Source organism: Litchfieldia salsa, from assembly GCF_900104555.1.
GTDB lineage: Bacteria > Bacillota > Bacilli > Bacillales > Bacillaceae_L > Litchfieldia > Litchfieldia salsa.
Window position 1 is genome coordinate 64,714 of sequence record NZ_FNJU01000007.1, and the last position, 26,656, is coordinate 91,369.

General features: G+C 35.7%; 17 protein-coding genes. 1 reads left to right on the forward strand and 16 read right to left on the reverse strand.

Features of this window, described 5'->3' with window-relative positions:
- Positions 1–6: 6 nt before the first annotated feature.
- The 15 genes from BLQ56_RS14335 to BLQ56_RS14405 form a co-directional block, all read right to left on the reverse strand.
- Entirely contained in the window at positions 7–1,608 is a 1,602-nt protein-coding gene (locus tag BLQ56_RS14335) for a response regulator (RefSeq protein ID WP_090855650.1), read from the reverse strand.
- Positions 1,586–3,289 carry a sensor histidine kinase gene (locus BLQ56_RS14340; RefSeq protein ID WP_090855653.1) on the reverse strand — a complete coding sequence of 568 codons (1,704 nt, stop codon included), beginning with the start codon at positions 3,287–3,289 and terminating at the stop codon, positions 1,586–1,588. Before BLQ56_RS14340 ends, BLQ56_RS14335 begins: the two co-directional genes overlap by 23 nt.
- Positions 3,290–3,520: 231 nt before the next feature.
- Complete coding sequence (locus BLQ56_RS14345; protein ID WP_090855656.1) at positions 3,521–5,236, reverse strand: extracellular solute-binding protein; 1,716 nt, start codon at positions 5,234–5,236, stop codon at positions 3,521–3,523.
- Positions 5,237–5,311: 75 nt separating this feature from the next.
- Complete coding sequence (locus BLQ56_RS14350) at positions 5,312–6,187, reverse strand: carbohydrate ABC transporter permease (RefSeq protein ID WP_090855659.1); 876 nt, start codon at positions 6,185–6,187, stop codon at positions 5,312–5,314.
- Positions 6,188–6,198: 11 nt separating this feature from the next.
- Positions 6,199–7,146 (reverse strand): ABC transporter permease, encoded by a 948-nt coding sequence (locus tag BLQ56_RS14355; RefSeq protein ID WP_090855662.1) that lies wholly within the window; start codon positions 7,144–7,146, stop codon positions 6,199–6,201.
- A gap of 518 nt (positions 7,147–7,664) precedes the next feature.
- Positions 7,665–9,887: a glycoside hydrolase family 2 protein gene (locus BLQ56_RS14360; protein ID WP_090855664.1), complete on the reverse strand. Its 2,223-nt coding sequence runs from the start codon at positions 9,885–9,887 to the stop codon at positions 7,665–7,667.
- A gap of 370 nt (positions 9,888–10,257) precedes the next feature.
- Positions 10,258–11,727 carry an MFS transporter gene (locus BLQ56_RS14365; RefSeq protein WP_090855667.1) on the reverse strand — a complete coding sequence of 490 codons (1,470 nt, stop codon included), beginning with the start codon at positions 11,725–11,727 and terminating at the stop codon, positions 10,258–10,260.
- 174 nt (positions 11,728–11,901) lie between these two features.
- Positions 11,902–12,900, reverse strand: coding sequence for a D-2-hydroxyacid dehydrogenase (locus BLQ56_RS14370; RefSeq protein WP_090855670.1), 999 nt, complete (start codon positions 12,898–12,900; stop codon positions 11,902–11,904).
- Between the two features lie 43 nt (positions 12,901–12,943).
- Entirely contained in the window at positions 12,944–14,122 is a 1,179-nt protein-coding gene (locus tag BLQ56_RS14375) for a glycerate kinase (RefSeq protein WP_090855673.1), read from the reverse strand.
- 307 nt (positions 14,123–14,429) lie between these two features.
- The gene (gene garR, locus BLQ56_RS14380) at positions 14,430–15,341 is read right to left on the reverse strand and encodes a 2-hydroxy-3-oxopropionate reductase (protein ID WP_090855676.1); all 912 of its coding nucleotides are present in this window, start codon (positions 15,339–15,341) and stop codon (positions 14,430–14,432) included.
- Positions 15,342–15,371: 30 nt separating this feature from the next.
- On the reverse strand, positions 15,372–16,586 hold the full coding sequence (locus BLQ56_RS14385) for an AraC family transcriptional regulator (RefSeq protein ID WP_090855678.1): 1,215 nt from the start codon (positions 16,584–16,586) through the stop codon (positions 15,372–15,374).
- 222 nt (positions 16,587–16,808) lie between these two features.
- Positions 16,809–18,800, reverse strand: a complete 1,992-nt coding sequence (locus BLQ56_RS14390; protein ID WP_090855681.1) for an alpha-amylase family protein — start codon at positions 18,798–18,800, stop codon at positions 16,809–16,811.
- A gap of 334 nt (positions 18,801–19,134) precedes the next feature.
- Positions 19,135–20,652 carry an MFS transporter gene (locus tag BLQ56_RS14395; RefSeq protein WP_090855684.1) on the reverse strand — a complete coding sequence of 506 codons (1,518 nt, stop codon included), beginning with the start codon at positions 20,650–20,652 and terminating at the stop codon, positions 19,135–19,137.
- Positions 20,653–21,203: 551 nt separating this feature from the next.
- Positions 21,204–22,355, reverse strand: coding sequence for a CdaR family transcriptional regulator (locus tag BLQ56_RS14400; protein WP_090855688.1), 1,152 nt, complete (start codon positions 22,353–22,355; stop codon positions 21,204–21,206).
- A 237-nt stretch (positions 22,356–22,592) separates the two neighbouring features.
- Positions 22,593–23,327: a helix-turn-helix domain-containing protein gene (locus BLQ56_RS14405; RefSeq protein ID WP_090855690.1), complete on the reverse strand. Its 735-nt coding sequence runs from the start codon at positions 23,325–23,327 to the stop codon at positions 22,593–22,595.
- Positions 23,328–23,472: 145 nt separating this feature from the next.
- On the opposite strand from BLQ56_RS14405, the gene BLQ56_RS14410 reads away from it, so the two are divergent.
- Positions 23,473–25,932, forward strand: coding sequence for a glycoside hydrolase family 3 N-terminal domain-containing protein (locus BLQ56_RS14410; protein WP_090855693.1), 2,460 nt, complete (start codon positions 23,473–23,475; stop codon positions 25,930–25,932).
- 72 nt (positions 25,933–26,004) lie between these two features.
- Here the strand turns inward: BLQ56_RS14410 and BLQ56_RS14415 are convergent, their stop codons facing one another.
- Positions 26,005–26,655, reverse strand: coding sequence for a response regulator (locus BLQ56_RS14415; RefSeq protein WP_090855696.1), 651 nt, complete (start codon positions 26,653–26,655; stop codon positions 26,005–26,007).
- Between the last annotated feature and the right edge of the window lies 1 nt (position 26,656).

The following is a 26,656-nucleotide window of genomic DNA, read 5'->3' on the forward strand; positions in this document are numbered from 1 at the left end:
TAAGGACTACTTATTTTGATCTCGATATTTTTGAGGAGTGCAGCCATAACGCTTCTTAAAAACCTTGATAAAATGAGATTGTGAAAAGAAACCGAGTTCATTTCCCACATCGGCAATTTTAAGATTAGTATTACGAAGTAGAAAATCTGCACGCTTCATCCGTAATTGATAGATATATTCACCAATTGTTTCATTTGTTATATTTTTGTAAACCTTTGACAAGTAAACTGGATGTAAATTAACTTTTTCAGCAATAGTCTGAAGTGACATATCCTCAGAGAGATTTTCATGTATAAATGCTCTGACTTTTGCAATAATTCGCTCTTGAGAATCGTCAATATAATTTGTATGTTTATTTCTTATAGAATTTATCCATTTTTCTGCCCAATTAAATACACGATTCTTCGTAATTAGGCTTCTTTTTTGTATCAAAAGCTCAAACTCTTCCCCTAGCTGTTCTTCAGTTGTTCTATCATCCCCCTTACAAAAGATAGAGAACGAAGAAGCTAAATAAAGAAGAATCCTAAATAAATAATCATGTGAAGGTTCACTTGTCTCATCAGTTATTGCTAAAACATGTGAAATTCTTGCTATTGCTCCATCCCAATCCCCTGCTTCCAGAAGAGAGTTAATTGTCGGTACTTCATGAAGGTTGATCGTATTTCCATTTTTTAATTCCTTTGAAATACCCTTTGCTATAATAAAATTGCTCTTGTTTTTTCCTACATTATATTTGATTGTTTCAATCGATGTTTGATAGATATTCCTTACATCATATGGAAATACACCAATGTTGCTTAAACATACAGTAATTGAGCCTTGCATAAAGGTTTGGATATACTTTTGTAACTTCTCAGCATAAGAATTGACTAATTTCAAGTCACCACGATGATCACTTTTAACCAAAAATACGATATAACCATGATCAGTTATACAGTTCCATAATTCAAACAATTCCTGAAAAATCTCTTCTGAAATGTTGCTAACGGCAAATTCAATTAAGCTCATGGATTTAAGGTCATAGCTCTCAAAACCCTCATCTAGACGAATAACGATCATCATAAATAAATCATCTAATTTAAAGGAATCGAACACGGCAAGCCTTTTTCTTAAATGGTTAAGATCCACTACATCATTCTTTAGCAAATCATTCAGTAGCTGACTTTTCAACATTGGCATATTTACATGTAATGTATTCTTAATATGTTGATAAGAACTCGTTTCCTTTAACTCGGTTTCAATGTTTTGAACAATATTTTGTACTGTTTTTATTAACAACTTGATATCAACTGGTTTAAGTAAATAATCGACCGTTTGCTGCCTAATTGCTTTTTGTGCATATTTAAAATCATCATATCCTGTTAAAATAATCGTTTTTATGTTTGGAGAAGAAGTTTTAATTTTTTCATTTAGTTGAAAACCATTCATTTCAGGCATTTGAATATCCGTTATCATGATATCGATGGCTTGTTTTTCTGAAATTTGTAATGCTTCTTGTGCTGAATAAGCTTTATGCACCTCTTCTATACCATATTCATTCCATGGAATAGTAAGAGCAAGACTATCAACAACAGAGGTTTCATCATCAACTATTAATAATTGGCACATATGGTAAACCTCCTTCAAGATTGTGGTTTGGCCAAAACAATGTGATGCATAAACCACCTAAGGTACTCTTGGTTATCTCTATACCAGCTGGATTTCCATAATGAATCTCCATACGTTGATTAATATTCCATAATGCACAGCCCATTTTGTCGTCTAGTGGTAGATGAATCCTTTCATAGAGTTTCTGGATGTCCTCTTGAGACATACCTTTTCCGTTATCTTCGACTATAATACGGTACAGCTTGTCCTCTATGATTCCAGTAATTCGAATAAATCCTGCACCCTGTTTATTTTCGATTCCATGCACAACACTATTCTCTACCAAAGGCTGAATGAGTAGCTTAGGAATCACCAGTGATTTCATTGAATCAGGAATGTTAATTTCAAATTTGAGACGCTCCATCCTAAGTTGCTGAATATTGAGATAATTCTCCACCACATCGATTTCTTTCGCAAGTGATGTCATTGGTTTATCCAGCCTGGTTGAATAACGAAAATAAGCTGCTAAATTATGTGTCATTGCCTCAACGGCTTCATCATTCCCTAAACGATTCATATTGTTAATAAAAAATAAGCAGTTGTATAAAAAATGGGGGTTAATTTGGGCCTGTAGCTTTTTAATCATCGCTTCCCTTGATATGACCTTTTCTTTGTAAACCCTCTCAACTAATTCTTCAATCTCTTCAACCATTTCATTAAAGTTTTTATAAAGAATATCAAACTCATTATTACTTTTTTTATTAATCCTGTAAGAGTAGTCTCCACTCCTAATACTCTGTACTCCTTTTAGCATCGTAATGATAGGCACTTGCACTTTTCGATAAAGGTAGATTAAAGTAATAATGCTACCAATTAAGAGAATCGTACATGTGGCATAAAATATATTCCTTGTTTGATTAATTGGTTGAAGTACTACATCTAATGGTAGATAGTCTACTAAGTACCACCCTAAAGTTTTAGAACGAATAAAATTAACCATGTATTCTGTTCTATCTATTGTGATGATTTCTGTTCCTTCTTCACGATTAGTCAAAGATTTCGAAAGCGCTAACACTTTCTCTTGTAAGAAATCTTTATCTGAATTATTATCGATGATGACTGAATGATTACTATTTACAAAAAAAGGATGATTGTTTTGGATTTTAGCATTATTTACAATTTGCTCTAAATTATCCTTTTGAAATGTTATACGAATAGTAAAATCATCATTCCTTCTATATGTTTCGAACCGTTCTTTTGAGGGGTTAAATGTCCATACAAGGGTACTATTTTCCTCTTCAGGAGGTGAAGTTATTTCAGTAGTTCCCACCCATTTATTAATTAAATGTGAATAAACAGAAATTTGATTATTCCAACCTTGCGAAAATCTATGCAAATTGATCATATTCTCAACTTCTGTTCTTAGCTTAATTTGTTCATAGTTATCTAAGATATCGATTGCCGAGAGTAATTTAATGGTTGGATTTACTTCCATTGATATGGCTTGTATACTTAATTGGTCTACGCTATTATCTACATGGTTCACTAGTTGACGTAATCGGTTAAGATTATTTGCTTGAATATTTTCTTGAACTGTCGTTAAACTTGTATTAATGATATGTGTATACATAGTCATGACAATTGTCATTGATAGTAGAATTAGTAGCAGCACTGTATAGAAAGTCCGATAATGTTTAAACATGAAGGCAATCCTCTCCCACTTTCCAGCTTATACATACACAATTTAATGATTATTTTGTCTTAATTATATCACTCTACTAATATTCATTATAGTAAATTGGTATTTTTTTTGTAAGTTAGGTATGATACTTCATATCATTTTCATTATGAATTTCTTATTCACACTAAGTCTTCCAACAACCCATAAAAAAATCGGACTCAAGTTTACTGGAGTCCGATTTTTCTTTATCAATTATTTACTTACTGAATCATACCACTCATTTACTTCTTTCGTGATATCTTCTCCACCACTTGAATACCAATTCTCTACAAATTCGTCAAATGCTTCAATTGGCTTTTTTCCATAAATAATGTCTGTGTAAGTTTCCATTTGGGATCTGTTCAGCATTTCCCATCTTCTGGTCATTGTTTTGGTTGGAGGACCTGAGAAATAGTCAGTTACCCCTACATTCTCTTGTTCCACTGCTTTTACTGTCGCCATATTTAATATTTGATTAAGCGGATTTGATGTATCCATAGCATTAAATAAATCCCCATTTGAATTTAATGCTGATTGTTCTAGATTTGACAATTCTTCACCCTTTGCGGCTTTTACTTTAGCGTCAATTATTTTAGATAAGAATGTTGGAGGGTTTCCTGTTAACATATATTTCTGTGATTGGACCCGATTTTCAATAAGATCTGCTTTTCCATCTTTCAGCACATAATCATAACCGTCTTGGAAGTCTTTAAAGAGATATGGATCTTCACTATCATATATAGAATGCATCGTATTTTGATAATGGAAAAATGCTTGTATTTTTTCTTCTGAAATATCTTTATTAAAGAAAACTGCCCCAATAGTATTATTCCCCATAACATGCATCCCTTTTCCATCTGCTCCTACTGGTAGTTCATATGGCATATATCTTGCTCCTGGATTTGTCTGCATTAACATGGAAATTGGATACCTAATTGACCAGTTTGGACCTGCTAGTATTCCTATATTTCCTGTAGTTACTTCTTTTGCGAATGTATTAAAGTCGGAAAGTGCAACTTCATTTAAATATCCTTTTTCTTTCCAATCCCTTAATTTAGCTAAAGCATCTTTTATTTCTGGTTGAACAGAACCATATTCAAGCTTACCACCTTCTCCTGGAGTCCATATTTCTGGTATTGCTCCGAACATTCCAAAAACCCAAGAAGTCTCAGGAACAGGATTGACAGCAAAGTTTGGAGTACCAGAAATTCCAAGTGGAATCGTATCATTTTTTCCATTTCCATCAGGATCCTGAGTTGCAAAGGCTTCCATCACAACCTCAAGTTCTTGGAGGTTAGTAGGAGCCTCTAGTCCTAATTTATCTAGCCAATCTTGTCTAACCCATAATACTGGTTGAGATGTCTGATTTTCAGCGAGATTCGGAATACCAAATCTTTTACCATCGGCCATATATGGATACCAAGACTCAGGAGCTTCTGCGAGTGCTGCTTTATACGTATCTGATGCATATTTATCGAAAGCTTCTCCTGAATCAAGTACCAAACCAGATTCTATTAACATCGTAATCAACTGCTCATCCATAACCCAAAAGAAGTCCGGTAATTCTTGCTTACTCGCAACTCCAAGCTTCAATTTCTCTGCAAAGCTTCCATCTGCTACAGATGCCTCCCATTGCGATTCTATATTGATACCTAGCTTTTCCTCAACCCATTGTGTATGAGCATTATCAGTAATAGACTCGCCTTCTACATAACTAGTATTATTTAATTCAGCTATAATAGTTGTAAGTGTAATAGCTGGCTCAATTTTCCCTTCGACAATGTTTAATTTCGCTTCTTCACCCCCACTTTGATCACTTGGTTCATCTTCCTTACTAGAGTTTGCCCCCTGATTACTACATGCCACTAACGAGCCAACAAGTAATATAATTGTGATCGTAAGGATGGAGAATCTCCATTTCATCTTCATAACATTTCCCCCTTTTAATTAACTTGCATTTTATTTAAGAGCGCTTACATTAGTTTCAACTAACGAAGCGATATCTTATTCTTTTACACCGCCGATGACTATACCTCGTGTGAAAAACTTCTGCAATACCGGAAATAAAGCTAAGATTGGTAATGCTGCAAACACGACTTGGGCTGAACTAATAGAACGGAAATTTAACTTTTGCAATTCTTCTGAATTAGAAGTTGAAAAATCAGGTAAAGTTATTGCTGATTTTATAAATGTACTCAATGGCACATTATCAGCCTTCATATAAATTTGCCCTGCGAAAAATTCATTCCATTCATAGACGACCATAAATAACCCAATTGTCGCAATAACCGGAACAGATAACGGCAAATAGATTTTATAAAATACCTGAAAATGATTCGCTCCATCCAAAAATGCAGACTCTTCTAATGATTTAGGCAATGTGCTAAAGAAATTCATGACTAGTACTATATAAAAAACATTTGTTAAGCCCGGTAAAATGATAGCCCATATGGAATCGTATAACCCCATTCCAGTAATGAGTTGATAGGTTGGGATTAAACCACCATTAAAAAGAAGGGCGAATATGAAAAAGAAGATAAAAAATTTATGGCCCGCAATTCCATCTCTCCCCCCTCCTTTTGACAATACATAGCCTGCCAAACAGGTCACGAAAAGGCCAATACTTACACCTAATGTGACTCTCTTTATACTAACCCAAAATGACTTTAATAGCTGAGGATCCTCGAATGCTCTCTGGTATGCAGCAGTCGTAAATTCAACTGGCCAAAAAAAGACCTGATTTGACATTACAGCTGGGCTAGAACTAAAGGAGAGTGCAACGATATGCATTAATGGTAGAACACAAATGGCTCCTAAAAAAAGCATAAGAGCTATGTTGAAGTAGTCAAATAGTTCAAATGAACTTAACTTTTTTTTCATAAAAACCCCCCTTATCTTGCTTTACGCCCTGATAGTTTCTTAAAAATTGTAAAAGCTGTGATAATCATGATCGACCCTACTATTGATTTAAAGAAACCAACTGCCGCAGCAAATCCATAGTTCAAATCAATTAAACCAACACGGTATACAAACGTGTCAATAATATCACCTTTTCCATACACTAAAGTGCTGTATAAGTTAAAAATTTGATCAAAGTCCCCACTCATCATAAATGCAAGATTAATCGTGGTCACAAGCATTATCACCGGAATCAATTCAGGAATCGTAACATACCACATTTTTTTCCATCTTCCAGCACCGTCCATTTCAGCCGCTTCATACAGTGCTGGATTGATTCCAGCCATCGATGCAAGATAAATAATTGAGCCGTAACCAAATCCTTTCCAAACATCTGTTGCTACAACAGTAGCGACGAACCAGTTATTTTCCCCCAGAAAAAAGATTGATTCAAAGCCAAGACGCTCAATAAATTGATTGACAATCCCCGTTCCTGGCGCAAGCATTTCTTTAAATATCCCTCCAAGTACAACCCAAGACAAGAAGTGAGGAAGAAAAACCATGGCTTGAACTGGATAGCGAAGGAATTTCACTCTTAATTCATTGATAAGGAGGGCAAATGTAATCGTAACCAAAGCAGTGAAGAAAAGTTTAAGGAATGCAAATCGTAATGTATTCCATATTGCATCTCTACTTTGGGGATACTCAAAAAGATACCTAAAGTTTTCTAGCCCAACCCATTCCGACCCTCTTATTCCTAAATAGGGCTTGTAATCTTGAAATGCCATGACAAGTCCGAACATTGGTCCATAACTAAAAATACCAATTATTATGACAGCAGGTAGAAGCATTAAATATAATTGCCAGCTATCTTTTCTTCGTTTCACTTTCTTATGGATAATCGCAGTTTCCATTTTATTCTTGCCCAAAGCAGTTTCCATTTTTAACCTCCTTTTTGTGAATCAGAAAATTCTTACAATTTAATTATACTTCCTTAGTTTCTATGTACGATATAACGCAATCTTAAGGAATGATAGCGCTTTCTTAACTTTTGTCTATTACTAAATAAAACACATTCACTCATTATTATTTAATCTATAAATCTCCATCCAATTTACTCCCAGTGTTTTTATTTTTGTTCTATCACACCAAAAAGGCATAGAGAATAAAAGTCTCTAATGCCTTTCTATTGGCTTGAGTATAATTCTCATTACTCCCCAACTTCCTAACTTTTTCATTCCTTAAGTTATTCATTCACATTTGAATTGACAGCTGATTGCTCTCTTAAATTGTTACACCTTTAGCTAAGGCGCACCTCGAGAAGAAAGAATGATCGCGTGAAAGCGCAGCTATACGCTGAACTTAAGAAAAAAAAGCAATTCCAAGAGAGAATACTCTCTTTAGAAAAGCTCTTCTTACATGTAACATTATATTGAAAAGTGTCACTAGTTTTTATTTCTCAATCATTTACTTTTTTAACTTTATTTAAAGCTTTGTTAATTTCAATAACCATTGACTCAGGAATAGAACCTCCTGCTTGTTTTATTAGTGCTTCAACAGTCATAGCATTCATTATTCTAGCCATAGATTCAGACTGTTTAACATTTTTGGCCACGTCACCGCGTTTAGACTTTGCATAATTCATCATATTGTCTAGGATTTCGGCTCCCTTAGGACTTTTCCGAATATCCGCCATAACGTCTTTAATAGAATAATAGCCCTCAGGTTGGTTCATTTCTGGATCATCAAACCAATTTATAACATCTCGTCCTTCTAATACATAATCTTTATTCTTTGCTGACACTTTTCTTATCGTGATTTCATCTGAACAATTACCTGCTTTTACTTCAATTCTATGCTCGTCCTGAAGTTTCAATGTAAACATAAATACTTTATTACCACTTTGCTTTTCTACTAGTTCGCCATTATTATATAGTTCAACAGAGTCATAACTTGAGTACACTTTGATTTCTGTTTCTTCTTCGTGACGATCTACATATTTTCTTCCACATAAATGTACAAAAGGTGCATTACTCCAATGCGCCTTGTATAGATAGAACGCATCCTTCTTATACTTTCGATCAAAAGTGACAAGCCCCTTCTGATTTATGCCGTTCTCGCCACCTTCATCACGACCGTCTGCAGCGAAATCAAACATATTCCATACATGTGTTGCCCAGAGATAAGGACGATCTTTAAACATATTTAGCATATGTTCATGGTATACAGTCTGATATTGTTCTGTATAATCCCCTTTCTCTGGAGTTGGGGTTTGTAATCTAGGATTTGCATCAGCACCATATTCAGCTAAACCAATTATTTTATCAGGATATTTTTTATGAAAATCATCAAAGAATTTATCATTATCCGTTAGGTTTCCTAGATACCAACCATAGTATAGGTTATAAGACATAATATCAGGTAAGCTTACCAATGGTTCATCAATTTCAAGCATAAAAACATGAGCCATAGTTGTTGGTCTAGTACTGTCTAGGCTGTGTGCCAAATCATTTAATATCCTATGATTCTCCATTAAATCATCCGTTACACCCGTAACAGTTATTTCGTTTGATAATCCCCAACAAATGATCGATGGATGATTAACATTTTGTACAATTAACTCTGTCAACTGCGTTATTGTATTCTCTCTCCCATTAGGCATATGTTCCGTGATATAAGGAATTTCAGCCCAGACGATCATTCCGTATTCATCACATAAATCATAGAAATATTGATCATGCTGATAATGGGCTAGACGTATAGTATTGGCTCCTATTTCCTTTATAATTTCGATATCCTCTATCATCATTTCTCTAGTGATAGCGTTCCCAACACCTCTTCTGTCTTGGTGACGCGATACACCTCTAAGATGATAAGGTCTACCATTTAAGATAAACCCTTTATCTTTATCAAAAGAAAATGTTTTACAACCGAAACGACTATCTACCTGGTCGATTACGTTCTCATTTTTTATAAGCTCTGCTTTTGCTTCATATAAATATGGATCAACCATTCCATCCCATAAATGAACTTCTGGAATTTCAATACTACCAGAAGCAACTCCATCAACAACAGGAACTTCCTTAGTACCTACGCCATTAATTGTATAACGAACTGTATCTGCTTCACCTGTAACATATGATTTCAAATCTACTTTTGCAGATTTTTCATTTATTTCAGATGTTATAATAAGACCACTACCGCCATAATAATCCATATCAAAATGACTATTAGCAACAATTACCATGTACACATCCCTATATATTCCACCATAAAAGGTAAAGTCGGCCTTTTGAGGATAAACCCGATCATTGGGACTATTATCAACAGAAACGACAAGCTCATTTTCATCTTTTAAAACTTCTGTTATGTTCACTCTAAAAGTTGAATAACCACCATCATGTGTAGATAGTTTAGTATTATTCATCCATACTTCTGCAGAAGAGTTTGCACCTCTAAATTCCAGATATACTTGATCTCCATTATTTATTTCTGGCTTATTAAAAGTCTTGCCATACCAGCATGTTCCTCTGTAATAGTCATTTCCTCCATCTTGTCCATCAATAGCGTTCCAAGTATGGGGAATATTTATTTTCTCACCTTGTGTTGCAAATACTTTCTCTGCACCAACATTTTCTTTTACAAATTTCCAATCTTCGTTGATTAATATTGATTTTCTCATCCTAATCCTCCTCGTAAACTATTATCCTTACTTAATCACTCTAATTTCATAGTTATCAAATGTTTAGTTACTTTTTTATTGAAATAGCTAGATCATAAAATAATGATAACACTTGGAAATGCACCGTTATGGTAGTTTAGTATTATTTTTATAATAAACAAATAAAATTGTTAGACAATTTTATTTAATTGACCATGAATTATCAAATACGCTTTTCCCTTTTATATCTGAATAAAATGAAAAATCTGACTTTAATGATCATTGAAGGATCATTAAAGTCAGTTTCTTTTCAGTACCTAACCTCCGCACTATAGGACAACGCTTTCAAAAACAGTCGCTTGGGTTACTGTATTCGCTTTCATTTTAATTATTAACCACTTACCTTTGTATCTGGACCAGTATTTATAATAGGTTTTTGTTTAGATGGTCTTAGTTTTTGATTATTCAGCTGTATCTCATGCATCATCTCTCTGTCTAGTGGATACCACTTCATCGCAATCAAGGTTAAAATATATCCGATCGCCGGTAAACCCATCCACAAGAACATCGCCATCCAAAAGAGCCCTGCTGTAATTGGATCTCCGGGTTGGGGTTGAGTTGTGGCATATCCGATTGCAACAATTCCCAAGGCTGTGATCGTGCTTCCAAATGATGAAATCGTTTTATCAATAAAGGCAAAAACTGCAGCAACAGTTCCTGGCATATAATTTCCAGATCTATACAGCTCATAGTCTGCAATATCGGGCACCATAGCATTTGTAAAAGCAGCAACTGCTCTTGTACTTGCAGAGTATGCGACGGACAAGATAATGAAAATAGCGGTTGGAACAGCTGCTACACTAATTTGTGTCGGCTCGATGATGGCCATGAAAGCAACTGTAGCAGCAGCCAACGCTAAACTGATAGTCGTCCATGTAATTATGGATTTTTTTGTTCCGACTTTACCTGCCTTATTTGTTGCATAGAACAGTACAAGTAATGTTGGGATCACGTTGTACATATTGAAAGTCCCGAAAAACCCGTAGTTTCCAATAATTATACCAAAAACCATCGTAGCAACAACAGATTGTGTTGCAGCCTGGGATGCTAATTTATCACTGGTTCCAGCTACGATTAACACCTGCAAACCCCGGTTATTCTTAAGGAGCGACCAGGCATCTTTATAATTGATATTTTTTCCATTAGCTTTTTTGGGGAAATTCTCATTTTTGTCTTTTTCTGAGATTGCCAAAAATGAAAGAGTTACCAAAACAATAGATATTCCTACAACCGTGTAACATAATTCCTGTAAGGCCTCAATAGAAATAGATCCATATTTTGCAAACAATACTTTCGAGAGATAAATGCTTGTAAATGAAGCAATTATGGTTGTATACACCATAGCCCATCGGAAAATCAACGGACGTTGGCGAGGATCGTTTGTTAGAACTGTATTACCAGTGTTAGTTGCAATACTACTTAATGTAGACCCAATAAAATATATAAGGAACGTAATCGTATAAAATACAAGCCCTTGGCCGATTCCCCATACGAACAATACTAGTATTGATAGAATTTGGATGGTAAAACCCGTCAGCATAATGATACGGATTTTACCAAATCTCGTTTCCATACGGTCTGTGAATACTGCAAGCAATGGATCCGTAATTCCATCAAAGATTCTTGTATAAGTGGCGATAAATCCCGCGGTTGCCACTGCAATACCATATCCACCTACAGCAACGTAGCTAAGAAACATTGTTAATATCATTAAAAGATTGTTGATAGTCGTGTTACCAGGCCAAAGCATAATCTGCCAAAGTTTTGCACTATTATATTGAACTGTTGTGTTCTCTCCCATGACAATTCCCCCAACATATTTAATTTCCCTTGTTTCATCATATCATTGCTGCAGTATGTCTTTTTAGGTTATTTACTCTCCCAATAAATAAGCCTCGGTTTGGATTATTAGTTCATGACTAATCCTTTTCACCGTTCCTTTTTGAATATTCATTCCACAAATTCACAAAGATTTTTAGCTCTTGACTCTGCCCTTTGTAAAAATACCACTTTGTGTAAGGCGGTTGACGAAACTGCTGCCTTTTCGGTAGGCTACAATATTCTGATAAACGTATTCCAGTGCACGCTCGTCTCTGTCTGGTAAACGCGGGGTAATATGTGGTGTAATAAGAACATTTTCCATATCCCAAAGTGGGCTTTCATTTGGTAGAGGCTCCACTTCAAAGGTATCAAGCCCAGCACCAGCAATCTTTCCGCTTTCTAGAGCCTCAATCATCACCGGTTCATCGATAAGCTCTCCACGGCCCATGTTGATTACAAATGCCGACGGTTTCATCCAGTCAAATTCTTGTTTACCCAGTGTGTGCCATGTATGGTCGTTTAGTTCCGCGCACAAAACTACATAATCAGAGGCTTCTAGAAGTTGCTGAAGGCTATCCTGACGGTCAGCGGAATATACTGCGTCTACATTTTCAGGTACCTCGGTAGATCGCCTCCATCCAAGGACCTTCATATCAAACATTTTTGCTAGCCTTGCAACCTCACATCCTGTTTTTCCAAGACCAAGGATACCGATGGTTTTGCCATACATACCTGTTTTATAGAAGTAATCTCGTGTTGCTGCCCAACGGTGTTCCGATTTTGCTTTCATAAGCAATGGAATATCGTATGTCAATGAAAGCATAAACATCAGTGCATGTTCAGCAAGAGCAGGAGCAGAGCGACCTGATGAACTTGTCAGAATTATCCCTCTCTCAAAAATCTCAGGTCTGGCAGATTTATCTAAACCTGCTCGACAGCAGTGGATCCAACGCAGATTGGGTCCAGTAAGGATTAAATCATCCACATCACTATTTAAAATCGCAACATCCACTTTCTGGATGGCTTCGGCTATTATCTCTGTATCATTCGGTATACAAAATATCACCTCTGCTGGTTCAAGAGCCTTGCGAAGCTGTTCCTGATTTTCAGGGGTTAGATACGTAGTAACAAGAGCAGAATGGATTTCTGGCATAGTATAATATCCTCCTTATTTTTCCACCTATTTTTAATACACTTTAGACATGGTTTTTCATTTTAGATTGTATAATTCTTTGTCGGGTTCGTACATCACTTATTTCTTTCAGCAAACAAGCAATATTTCTAGCTGCATTAGCCAGGAGAGCTTCTGCATTTTTCATACATTCCTCCAAAGCCATTGGTCCAGTAGTGATTGAATGACAGCTAATGAAATGGTTATACAACTCTTCATAGCCTTTCCCAAGACTTCCAGAGAGCAGAATGGTCTTTATCCCTGCTTCATTTGCCAGTTCTGCTACAAAGGATGGCACTTTCCCAAACAATGTCTGGTGGTCACTTTGTCCTTCACCTGTTATAGCAAAATCAGCATCTTTCATTTTACCTTTCAAATCTGTCGCATCTGCCACTATTTTAGAACCTGATTCAATCTTTGCATTTAATAATAGAAAAGCAAATCCTAGTCCACCAGCTGCACCTGCACCAGGAATACTTTGAACATCTCTTCCGACATGACCTTCTATCAAACTTGCATATCGATACATTGCTTGATCGTACTCTTCCAAATGCTCTTCCCTCACACCTTTTTGTGGCCCAAATATATATGTGGCACCATTTTCACCACATAAAGGACTATCAACATCGCTTGCAATTCTAAAATGACAGTCTTTGATAATAGGATTTAATGTTTTAAAATCAACCTTTTTCACATTGTAAATTGATCCACCTACGGGTGGAACCTCTTTATTATTTTCTTCTAAAAATTGAACACCTAATGCTTGAAGCATTCCTAAGCCACCATCATTTGTAGAGCTTCCGCCAAGGCAAACAATAAATTCACGGTATCCATCCTTTGCTGCTTTAAGGATCACATCTCCAATTCCATAGGTTGATGTATTTAAAGGATTTCGTTTGTCAATCGGAACCATCGGTAATCCTGAAATAGCAGCAATTTCTATGACAGCTGTTTTTCCATCTCCCAAGACACCATATTCAGTTGCCACATGTTTCATTAGTGGACCTGGCGAGGTAACCTGAAAACGTTTACCATTCGTAGCAAACAATAATGTCTCAAGAGTCCCTTCACCACCATCAGCCATAGGATTTATCTCAACTTGAACATCTGGAATATTTTTAATAAGTGCTTTTTGAATAATCTTCCCAACCTGTAAAGCGGTCAAACTCCCTTTAAAGGAGTCAGGCGCAACAACTATTTTCATTTTCCCACCTTTTTCTGATGATTTTATATAACCTTATTAAACTAACTATAAAAAGGTACTAGAAACATTGGGTATGTTGACCAAAAAACGGAAAAAAGAATTGGGCATTCGCACAATATATATATCTATTTCCAGATCAACTCTAAACCAATACTAATAATGAGAAGGAAACTATTAATCCATCCCCTTCCCATCCCTTTTATGTAAACGTTTTACTTCAACTTTACTTAATTTCTACTATTATTTAAAATTGAGTACTATGACGAGACGTATTATTTTCTTCTAAATCATTTTCTTCTTCCCTAAACTATCGACCAATGTGGATGCCTGTCAGATTTTCATAATATTTGGCAATGGCAGAATGATCATTATCACCATGGCCATTGTGATGTAAGTATTGTAAAATCTCTTGGACCCCTGCAGTCATAGGTACATGTGCACCTACAGAATGAGCACAATCTAAGGCATTTTTCAAGTCTTTGATATGCAGGTCAATTTTAAAACCTGGTTCGTCATTACCCGAAATCATCATTGGTGCCTTGGCATTCATCACAGTTGAACCTGCCAATCCCCCTTTAATAGCCTCAAAAACCAACTGTGGATCAACATCTGCCTTCTGAGCCAATGTCAATGCTTCAGCTAAAGCCTGGATGTTACATGCCACAATGATCTGATTTGCTAACTTCGTCGTATTCCCTGCACCAATTTCTCCGCAGCGAACTACAGATGCCCCCATTGTTTCTAACAACGCTTTATATTTATCAAATACTTCCTGCTTTCCACCTACCATAAAGCTAAGGGAGCCATCGATGGCTTTCGGCTCTCCCCCTGATACAGGAGCATCCAGCATCTCTACGCCTTTTATAGCCAGTTGAGCTGCAATCTCTTTACTTGCCACAGGATTAATTGAACTCATATCAATAAACACCTGTCCTGCTTTCATGTAATTTGCAACACCATCTTCTCCAAGCATAACAGACTTCACATGAGGTGAATTTGGCAACATAGTCAAGACAACATCACAAGAAGAGCCAATTTCTGAGTTTGTTCCTGCTTTGGCACCTAATTCTACTAGTTCATCAACCGAAGATCTGTTGTGATCATTAACCACTAAATCAGTGTAACCCCCACGAAGAATATTCTTTGCCATAGGTTTACCCATGATTCCTAAACCAATTAATCCTATTCTCATCTTAAATACCTCCAAAGTACGTATCATTATATTTTGGTTTCATTTTAAATTACACGATTACTGTATTTTTTTTCTATATTCACTTGGTGTTTCACCAGTATTTTTCCTAAAAATACTGGTGAAGTAGCTACGTGACCCGAACCCCAGGTCCAAGCTTAGTTCTTCAATATTTTTATTAGTTGTCGTCAACAGATACTTTGCTTTTTCCAGTCGTACATTTTGTATATAATCAATGATGGAGCATCCCATTTCTTGCTTAAATTTTCTAGATAAATGGTATTCGCTGTAACCAACTTCCTTCGCTAGAAAATCCAGTGCAAGTTTTTCATCTAAATGAAGGTTGATATACTCACAACAGGCTCGAATCTGGCTGGAACAGGAAGCTACCTTTTTGGACTCCCTAACACGATGTACATAATCCAATAAAAGTTCATTACTTAAGGCATTCACCTGACTCATCGATGAGCATTTATTAAGAAGCCGCCTATAGTCAGCACATAATGAGAATGCCAACTTTCTTGACATACCGCCTTCCGCAGCCGCGCGTGACACTAATGTAAGTAAGACATGGATCTTTTGTTTATAAAAACTAATATTTTTTTTATCACCGTCAAAAATCCCACTCATGAGAGGTGTAGCTCGGTTTACTACTTTTACAACATCCAAATCACCATTTCTCACTCTATCTAAAAGCTCTTGTTCAATATTCCAGTAGCCACTCTCTCCCTCAAACTGATCAATCATTACTTTGACACTACTTTTCTCCATTTGAATTACAGGACTTAACGATGAAACGTTATCAACGGTAATAGGCTTACCCGTTAAGCAGTAATGGAGCATTAGCGCAAATTGCATGATGCTGGAAGATGTAAGCATCGGTAATTTTTTAAGCGAGCTACGCATAATTTCCTCTGTCTCCGATGTCAGTTCGATCGCATTAGTAATATCGCTGTAACTCTCCGTGTCATTATACCCACTAAAAAATGGTCCTTTCACGTGAATGGCATTAATACCAACAGAGGAAGGTTCAAAGGCAACAATCCATGAGAGCTGGGCTGAACTTGTAACGATAATCGGTAGTGTGCTTTCGCTCATGTATTCTTCAATTGCTTCACGCCGCCCATTTGCAAAGAAAAGGCTATTGAATAAAGACTCATTCGTACAATCACTTTCAATTACATTGAATCGGGAATCATATTTCCAGTTCCATATTTCATAACAGCTACCAGTTAGTTGCCGGAAGGCATCTAATAACTCATTTTTCCCAAGCATATTACCATCCTCCAGTCAATTTCATAAGTCGTTATACAAGGCTACCTTTTTTTCACCCAAAATTAGAATGGAAATAAAGGTATGCTTTCCTGTATCCTACTAGTCTAGTTTATCACCACTAGTGTCGGTAACGAGTAAGAATTGACTAACCCTATTAGTCTTAAATACTTTTAGAATAACAGGTTACTTGCACAGCCCCAGTGGGAAGGATCCCGAGATGAATTATGAAAGCACGATAGCATCATAGTCCTTTAGCACATCCAAATTAATATTTAAATATCCATCTTCAAATCGATATTCAACTTTACCGCCCCGCAAAGTTTCAATTTGTGCACTTTCTTTCACGTCTTTCAGACGGAGAGAGATGTTGTGGATCGGAACGGGACTAAAATAACTATTTGCAAAACATCCAGAGTTGTTAACAAACTGTATCATTTGTTTATCATTATCTTTATCTTTAACCATATTAACTTCTACCATTGGCGTCAGATTCGGAGCAATCTCCTCTATCCCACATAATGAGAAAAGAATATCCTGCATTATGTTCAACGTATTCTGGTAGCCCTGCTCACGATAGAAGCTTCCTATTTTCCAAGGAATGTAGACGCCTCGTCCCTTATGGTACTCCGACATAATGATTCCCGGTTCTTGGATAACCTCATTATAATAGCAAATCTCGGGAGGACCAAACGGGTGTTCCGGAATTAATTGCAGATATTTTTTTGCGTTTTCTTTTGGTTCAACCAATACGAGATTAGGTCCTGGTGCAATCAATGGTGTATTATTGCATCTTGGGAACAGGTCTTTCTCCGCCTCCGAGATTTTAAATATCGAAGACAACAGGTCACTTTTATTTTCTTTGACATGTTCAATCCCCAGACAGTTCAGCGCCATACCGTTGCGAGCTTCAAAATGATTATTAAAGAGTCCTGTTTCTCCTGTTGCGATAACAGTTCCGCCATTTGCTGCAAAATCATCAAACAACTTGACCTGTTGGTCTGATAAAAATTTGATATCCCCAAGAACCACAAACTCTTTACCATCAAGCTGAGATAGGTCATTAAGTTCCGAAATACGTATCTCGTCGAAAGGAATGTGACTTTCTGTAAGTGCTCGAATCCATCCAAATACTTCCGAATCGCTCTGATACAATGATGCATTCCTCACTACAACACCCTTAGCCATCGATACAAGGTTACTATAAAGCTTTTCGTGTTTTTGGTGGAACTGAAACACTTTTTTAGTAGCTTCAAGGCCTGAAGTGTCTAAATGATTATCCAGTCTGCCCATGATATACATACTTAAACTTCCAGCATTCGCCAAGTTCTGCCACTGCCGAAGTTCCATCAAAGCGGGTGATACTGATGTATGACGATATCGGAAACCCATGAAACCAACACTAGCATTATCAGTAGGTCGGTTTCTATCCGGTCCACTGATCACCCTAGAATTTGACGAAGCACTATATTGCCAATTAGCTCTTCCTATATCAGTATTAGACTCACCTCTTATATAATCCAATCCATTTATTGCAATATCTGGACTTATATCCTTCACCAAACGTCTTAGACGCTCAGTATGCTCCTTCTCGCAATCTTTTTTGAAAATCATATATTTTTTGTACACTGAACTGCGTGGATCATCCTTTTCTGGAAGTTCTAATCCGTATTGTTCTTTAAATTTTCGTTGGCAATTTTCACAATGGCAAGGACCATGGTATTTATAACTGTAATCCACTACAAGAAATCCACTCATATTGCAGAATAAACCGTCAAATTCATGCGTTGTGAGCACTTCTTGTAGAATTTCGAACATATATTCCTGCTGATAACCACCGTTGAGGCAAGTGTGAACATATCCGTTGTAGTTGACGATTTTTCCCTCTCTCGTTCGATAAGCCCAATCTGGATTCTTTTCATAAACTGAATACTGAATCTTGGAAAAATCAGTTCTTGCGATTACTTTTATTCCCTGTTTATGGCATTCCTCTATAATCTTATTAAGGCTATCACCATTCAGATATTCACTATTAGGTTGAAATGGTAGGTTCGAATCGTAGCTTGCTGTAATACCTGCCGCATTAAGCAATACCAAAGTTGCGCCAAACTCTTTTAAGTCCTTCGCATAGCTAACAGCATCAATATTTTCCATATCTATCTCTCTGAAATTTGTTTGGATCATCCTCCAAGAATATCCGTCCCACCACTTATTCATCTTTTCTCCTCCTAATTCATTTTTAAAATTTACTATTATTGAGGTATTAATAGATTACTAAGGTATGTACTTTATTATAATTTATCTATGTATTCTCACAATTAAAATGTTGTCAACACGATAAAAATATTGCTCACTTTATAAAAATAAACAAAATTTTTATCATTTCATCAATTTTTGAACAGAAAACGACAAACTACTTTATAAATTTGCGTATATTTTTACTTTATTATCTAATTTCGTAACAATTAAAAATTTTGGGCTGTTCAAACAAGCCATTAAATTGACACTTTTGAACAACCCTTATTAAGTAATTTTTTTAGTTCAAGTACTATTATATAGCTACATCTGAATCATCAATCTCGTCTTTATTTCTACGCTTTTCAAGTTCTACTTGAATTTCTTCCATACGATCTTTATCTAATTCATAGTGTTTCATTGCTATTAACGATGCGATATACGCTACCATCATCACTCCAATACTAAGGAACATCGTCATCCAAAATATCTTGTCAGAATATGGAGTATCTACATCTGGAAACGCAGTTTTAAACCCAATAAATGCAAGCAACAATCCTACAATAGTTTGTTGTAATGATGAAACCACTTTATCAATAAGCCCATAGATAGCAGATATTACACCCGCCCCATAGGTATTCGTTTTATACGTATTATAATCGATAACATCTGTTAACATCGGACTTACAAGACCGGAAGATACATAGCGAAATGCATTTTTAGCTACGAATAAGATTAAGAAAGCGGTTGTCATAAAGTTCATATCATCAGTACGAATTTGTGTTGGGTCACCTAACCATAAGAGTAAGAACATAGCGCTATAAGTAATGATACATGCCCAAGTTGCCACCACATACCCTTTCTTTGACCCAAATCTCATTGCAAAACGGATCCCTAAGATAAGAACTATAATATTAGGAATCATTGAAATTGATGATGTAGCACCCATCGTAGTGTAATCACCTATGACAATACCAAATAGCATTACATTTACAATGGCATTACCAGCAATTTGCATACCCAATTTATCCGTAGCCATAGCAACCGTAAACATTTGTAATGGTTTATTCCCCTTCAGTATAGGCCACAAATCTTTGGCCTTAATCTTGACTGTATTCTCACCAATACCAAAATTTTCAAGACGGTCCTTCGACCAAATCCCTATAATTTGTGCTAAACACCCAATTGCTCCTACTATTAGAGTGAAAATTAGCATTTCTTGAAATAGCGCTACATCACTATACGTGTATTTTCTCGTTAAATAAAATGAAAGAAATACGGTACCGATCGTATAAAAAACCATCGTATAAATCATACTGAGTCCACCAAAGATTGGACGTTGTTGAGGATCATTTGTAAGAATATTATTACCAATGTTACCTGCCACTCCATTTATAGTATAACCAATGATGAATACCACATATAATAAAATAAAGTAAATCATCTTAAAGCCATCAGGTACTAGATGGGTTGTCAAAAACATAACGGAAGTTGACGTGGCCATGGTTAAGTAGCCAATTGCTGCAGTTGCTCTAACCTTTCCAAATTTCCCTTTTGTTTTATCAACAATTAAACCAATAATTGGATCTGTAATACCGTCAAAAACCCGAGTACCAGTAATAATGAATGAAGCAATAACGGTACCAAGACCTACGATACCAGCTGCATAGTATGAAACTATTGCCATCATAAACGAAAATGCGTTATGACCCATCGAATACATGGGGTAAAGAGCTAATTGCCACCATTTTGCACGTCTGAACTTTCCATTTCTTTCCATTCTAGCCATTTTCTTTTTTTCTTTTTTTAACTTTCGCTCTTCTTTCTCACTCATTACATATCCCCCCCATTAATTAATCCTGACTATGAGTACTATCAGAATAAATAACGTATTGTAAACGCTTTAAAAGTAGTCATTTTTTAAAATTTTGACACAACATCGCTTGCGATTCTAAAACGATAATCTTGTAAAATGGGATTTAATGTTGTAAAACGCAGCTGTTTTTCCATCTCCCAAGACACCATATTCAGATGCCACTGTTCCATTTAGCGAACCTGGCGAGGTCACTTGAAAACGCTTACTATTCATGCCAAACAATGATGTCTCAAGAGTCCGCTCAACCCATCAGCTATTTGATTCATCTCAACTTGAACATCTGGAATGTTTTTAATAGGCTTTTTGAATAATCTCCCAACCTCTAAAACACAAACTACCTATAAAAGAGTCAGGCGCAACGACTATTTGCATTTTCCCACCTTTTTCTGATTATTTTGTATAACCTTATTAAACTATAAAAAAGTACCAGAAACATTGGGTATATCAACCAAAAAAACAGACAAAAGATTGGGCATTCGCACAATATAAAACTGTTTCGATCTATTTAACTATTGATCAACTAGATGCTCAATCGTCATTAAAAAATGAATGATTATTAAATCTTGAAAACTCTTTGGATCTAATCCTGTTTTCTTCGCGATTGCCTCAAGTCTGTATATAAGTGTGTTTCGATGAATATGTAATTTATCAGCCGTTATTTTCATATTTAAATTCGAATTAATTAATTGTTCTATTGTTTGCTTTTGCTCGTCTGTAAATTTCTTATCGTTCGTTAGGTATTGTTCATAAATGCTCTTTAAAATATCATTTGAGACATGGTTAATAATTTGTTTTATCCCCCACTCTGAAATATGAGCTATATTTTCCTTCTTTGGAAACTTATTTAATAATTGCAAACTATTATTTGCTTCTAGGTATGATCTGCGATATCCCTCAATACCCCTGTATCCGTTACCAACTCCTATATTTATTTTTGTTTTTAATGTAGGAAATAGATTTATTATCGATTTTGCGACAGTTAAATAACTATTACGTTTCATTGAATAAACTGCAACTAAACAACTGGTACCGTCTATAAATGCAGAAAATGCGATATTTGAAACAGAAGCTCTTATTTTATTATTTCGCTCATCTCTCTCATGTTGAAAGCTCATATTGTCTTTAAGATTAGTACTAATGTAGTTTAGATCCTCAAACTTCACAAGAAAGATCGTAGCCTCTTGTCTAAGCTCAATATTTAAATGCATAGCGCCAGATTTTAATTTTTCTATATTTACGATTGTTGGGTGAACGAAGTCCTTGATCCAATTATCTACCATTTTATTCTGATACTGTAGTTGATTGTTTAATTCCATCTGACCAATCATTACTTCAACTGTCACCTTTAGTATTTGTGCAAATTTCCATACTTCTTCTGGATGACCAGTAATTCCAATGACACCAATTACCTTACCTTGGAACTCCACAGGCAAATTAACACCGGACTTAGACCCTAAATATTTTTCTTCATTTTCAGGGTAAATAACAATCTCATTTTTAGTTTTTATAACCTCTAGTGCTCCCATATGAATTTCATGCAAACGATTACCATCTCTACTTGCAACAATAATTCCATCCTCATTCATAATATTAATATTATAATCTACTGAACTTTTTAGTCTATTTACTATTGGATAGGCTAGTTCTGGAGTGATAATCATCTATAGCTCTCCTCTATTTCGAATTTTTCAGAAGCCAAATGATTAAATATAAATAGATTAAATACATAGATACAACTTAAAATGCAGTCCATCCCCCTTTAATAGAACTTTTAGTTCAATTCTTCTATAATAAGCGCTTTCATATTTCTTGTATGGTGTCTAAGTATTTTTTTTAGTAAAGTTTAAGAATAAATTTCAAAACATTTCAAAAATTTTAGCACAATGACATTAGTGAACTTAATCATTTGAGTGCCGTTTCATATAGTCGTAGGGGGTTTCATTATAAATCTTTTTAAAGACTTTACTAAAATAGGAGTAATTCGTATACCCCAATAATTCAGCAATCTCATTAAACTTGTAAAAATTGCTTTGCATAAGCTGAATCGCAAAATCGATTTTCACCTTATGAATATAATCGGTAATCGTTTCTCCCGTTTCCTCTTTGAACTTGGTTGAGAGGTAGCTTCGGTTTATTTTAATAGCAGTTGCAACATCCTTTGAAAAAATTGGTTTAAGTTTGTTGTTATGGATGTATTCGATGGCCATTCTAATAAGGGGCGTGTACTTTTTCATAGAGTATTGGTTCATCGCCATTAATAAATCTTCAACAATTTGAAAGTGATATTCCTCTAATTCTCTGCTGTTGGAACAATCCGCAATTTTTGCAAAAAACTTCTTTTTAGAAATTTCCGCCACATCCTTCGGCAAGCCATGTTTGATTGCTGTCTCAACGAAAGAATATATAGTTGAAGCTACATATAGCTTTTGTACTTCCAATTTTTCATCCAGAATTTCTACTAAATCTTTCATATGTGCAGCATCTGCTTTTACCTGACGGTATGTATCTATATTCCCGGAAATTATTACGTTTTCAAGCAATAATTTAAGTCGTGTACTCATTTCTGAATAATTTTCTTCATATTCCGCTTGTATTGAAAGACTTTTGTTCAACGAGTTAATATCTTTGTTCATCAAAATCCCCTCCTAAAAAAACAGTACTTCATCTATAACAATTATACCTCATAAACAACAATAGTATATGAACCCATTTATTTCTCTTACTATAATTTATATATAATAATTCAAAATTTTTAACAGTGAAAAGGAGGATGAAAAAATGCGATACAAAGAGTCTACTAAAAGTATCACAGAAAGAGTTGATGATCTTATTCAGGAAATGACACTAAAAGAAAAAATTTCTCAATTATATGGTTTGGTCAATTACGGACAGATGGATCCTATTCAGAATGCAAAGGAAAATTTCTCACATGGGGTTGGTACATTGAGTTATTTGAATAGCTCTCAGACCGGCAACACGCAAAAGGATATGGAAACAATCAATTCTATCCAACGCTTTTTTGTTGAAGAAACAAGATTGGGAATACCTGCTCTCATACACAACGAAGGCATTGCAGGTGCACAAATACCAGGCGCGACAACCTTTCCCCAATCAATGAGTGTCGCCTCAACATGGGAACCTGAATTAGCGGAAAAAATGGGAGAAGTCGTAAAAAAACAATTAATGGCATTTGGAATTAGAGCTGTGCACTCCCCTCTTTTTGATTTAGGAAGAGATCCACGATGGGGAAGAATCGGAGAAACATATGGCGAAGATCCTTATATAGTTGCACAAATGGGGACAGCCTTTGTAAAAGGTGTACAAGGCAATCAAGAAGTAATGGCAACAGCAAAACATTTTGTTGGCTATGGTAACACAGAAGGTGGACGAAATGGAGGAGAACAGCAAATAGGTGAAAGAAAATTGTATGATACCTATTGCCATCCTTTTGAAGCAGCTATACATGAAGGTCAAGTGATGGGAATTATGAATAGCTATGGGATTTTGAATGAACAAGCCGTTTCTACTTCAAAGTGGTTACTAACAGATGTATTACGTGAGAAACTAGGATTCCAAGGATTAGTTGTTGCCGATTATGGTAGTGTTAGCCATGCTAATGCTAGGTATCGTGTAGCGAAAACTCAGAAAGAAACAGCAGTCATCGCACTTAAAGCTGGAATGGATGTAGAACAGCCTAATAACACCTGTTATCGTTTTCTAGAAGAAGCCGTCCAATTAGGTGAATTAGAACTGGACTATATTGACCGCGCTGTAAGAAGAGTACTTGAGACAAAATTCAAGTTAGGGTTATTTGAAAACCCATATAATACAGGTGATTTTTATGAAGAAATTACCAAGAAGGAAAATCAAGAGCTTTCTCAAGAAATTGCAGAAAAGTCCATTGTCATGGTAAAAAATGAAAATAGTATTCTACCATTGAAAAAGAAGCTAAAAATAGCCGTAATAGGCCCTTCCGCTGACAACAAAATTAACTTCTTTGGAGGTTATTCAGCTGTAGCTACTGCTGATACAACTACTAGTGATTTTGATCGATCTGAAGATGAGAATTTTATTAAAATAGCCTATGATGTCGTTATATCTGAACATAAAGAAATGTTGAAATCAAGAGGAATTGTATTTGATCAGCAGCCATCACCTGAACAAAAGCTTCAAATCATTGAAATGCTTAAGAAAAACCGATCAAAATCCAATAAAGATTATCAATCAATCGAGGAGTTTTTAGAAAGATTTTACCCGAACTGCCTAACAGTTAAAGAAGTATTGGAAAATGAATTTGGTAGTGAAAATGTTCTTCATGTGAAAGGCTGTGACATAACCAAACCAATTGAAGGTGGCATTGAAGAGGTAAAGCATGCTGTTGAGCAGGCAGACATAGTCATTGCCGTTTTAGGTGGAAAAGAAAGTATGAGAGCTCCAGACGCTACGGCTGGAGAGAATAAGGATAATCTCAATATCAATCTTGAAAAGCCTCAAATTGATATGATGGAAGAGGTATTCCGTCTAAATAAACCTGTCATTTCTGTAATTGTTGACGGTAGACCTTTAGCAACACCTTTCATCAGCGAACAAAGTAATGCTGTCCTTTATGCATGGCTTCCTGGACAAACTGGTGCACAAGCGATCGTAAACATTTTAACTGGAAAAAGAAACCCAAGTGGTAAATTGCCAGTTACTGTCCTAAAAGACAAAGGACAGATTCCAATGTACAATAGCAGATTACCTTTTTTCGTTGATACAAATGAATGGGCAGAATATATTGATCATGACAAGAACACACCTTTATATCCGTTTGGATATGGATTAAGTTATACAAAATTTGAATATAGTAATCTACGACTAAATAAAAAGGTAAACATTGATGGGGAATTAGAAGTAGCATTCACTGTTAAAAATAGTGGCAACTATCAAGGTGATGAAATCGTTCAACTCTATATACGTGACTGTTTCAGCAGCATTGCTAGACCTACAAAACAGCTTGTGGGATTTGCCAAGGTCTCCTTGGATGTAAATGAAGAAAAAGAAGTAACTTTCACTGTTGATATGGCTCAACTAGCATTCCATAACATCAATATGGAGCAAGTTGTTGAACCAGGTGAGATGGAACTATTTATCGGTGCTTCATCAGAAGATATTCGTTTACGAAGTCCATTTGAAATAATCGGCGAAGAAAGGGCTATTCAACGAAAAGTATTCTCTTCTAAGGTAACTATTAATTAGTAGCAAAAAATCGGCTTCAGGGTTTCCTTGGGAGCCGATTTTGTTATTGTTTTTAAAAAAACAAATGCTTGCTTATAAGTGGATTAACCCTCTCTCTATGGAAACTGCAACAGCTTCTGTTCTAGTGTTAACACCCAGTTTATTATAAATATTTGTCAAGTGTGCCTTTACGGTCCTTTCGGCGATCCCCATGTCAAAGGCTATCTCTTTATTACGGAAACCTTTGGCTGTTGCCTGTAGAATAAACAGTTCTTTTTCAGTTAGCTTAATGGCTTCAAAGGAAAATTGATTCTTAGATCTCTTTTCCTGTGCTCCAAGTAGTATGGACATCATTTCCGGTTGTAATAATGTTTCTCCTCTGATTGCTGAGTCAATCGTCCGAAAAAGGTCTTCTCGGCCCGTATCCTTTAATAAATATCCTTTTGCACCTAATTCTAAAGCCTTTATCATTAGATTATCTTCATTATAGGTTGTTAAAATAATAACGGGGATCGATACTTTTCGGTCTATTAATGCTTTTATTGTATCAAGTCCGTTCAAAACTGGCATATTTAAATCCAGTAAAAGTACATCCGGCTTGTGAGTCTCAATAAACGTAAGTGCTTCCTCGCCGTTTTCTGCCTCTCCAACCACTTCGAACCTTTCGTTTGTTTCTAGTATTAATTTCAGGCCTTCACGAACAACTAAATGGTCATCTACAATTAACACTTTGTTTTTTCTCACC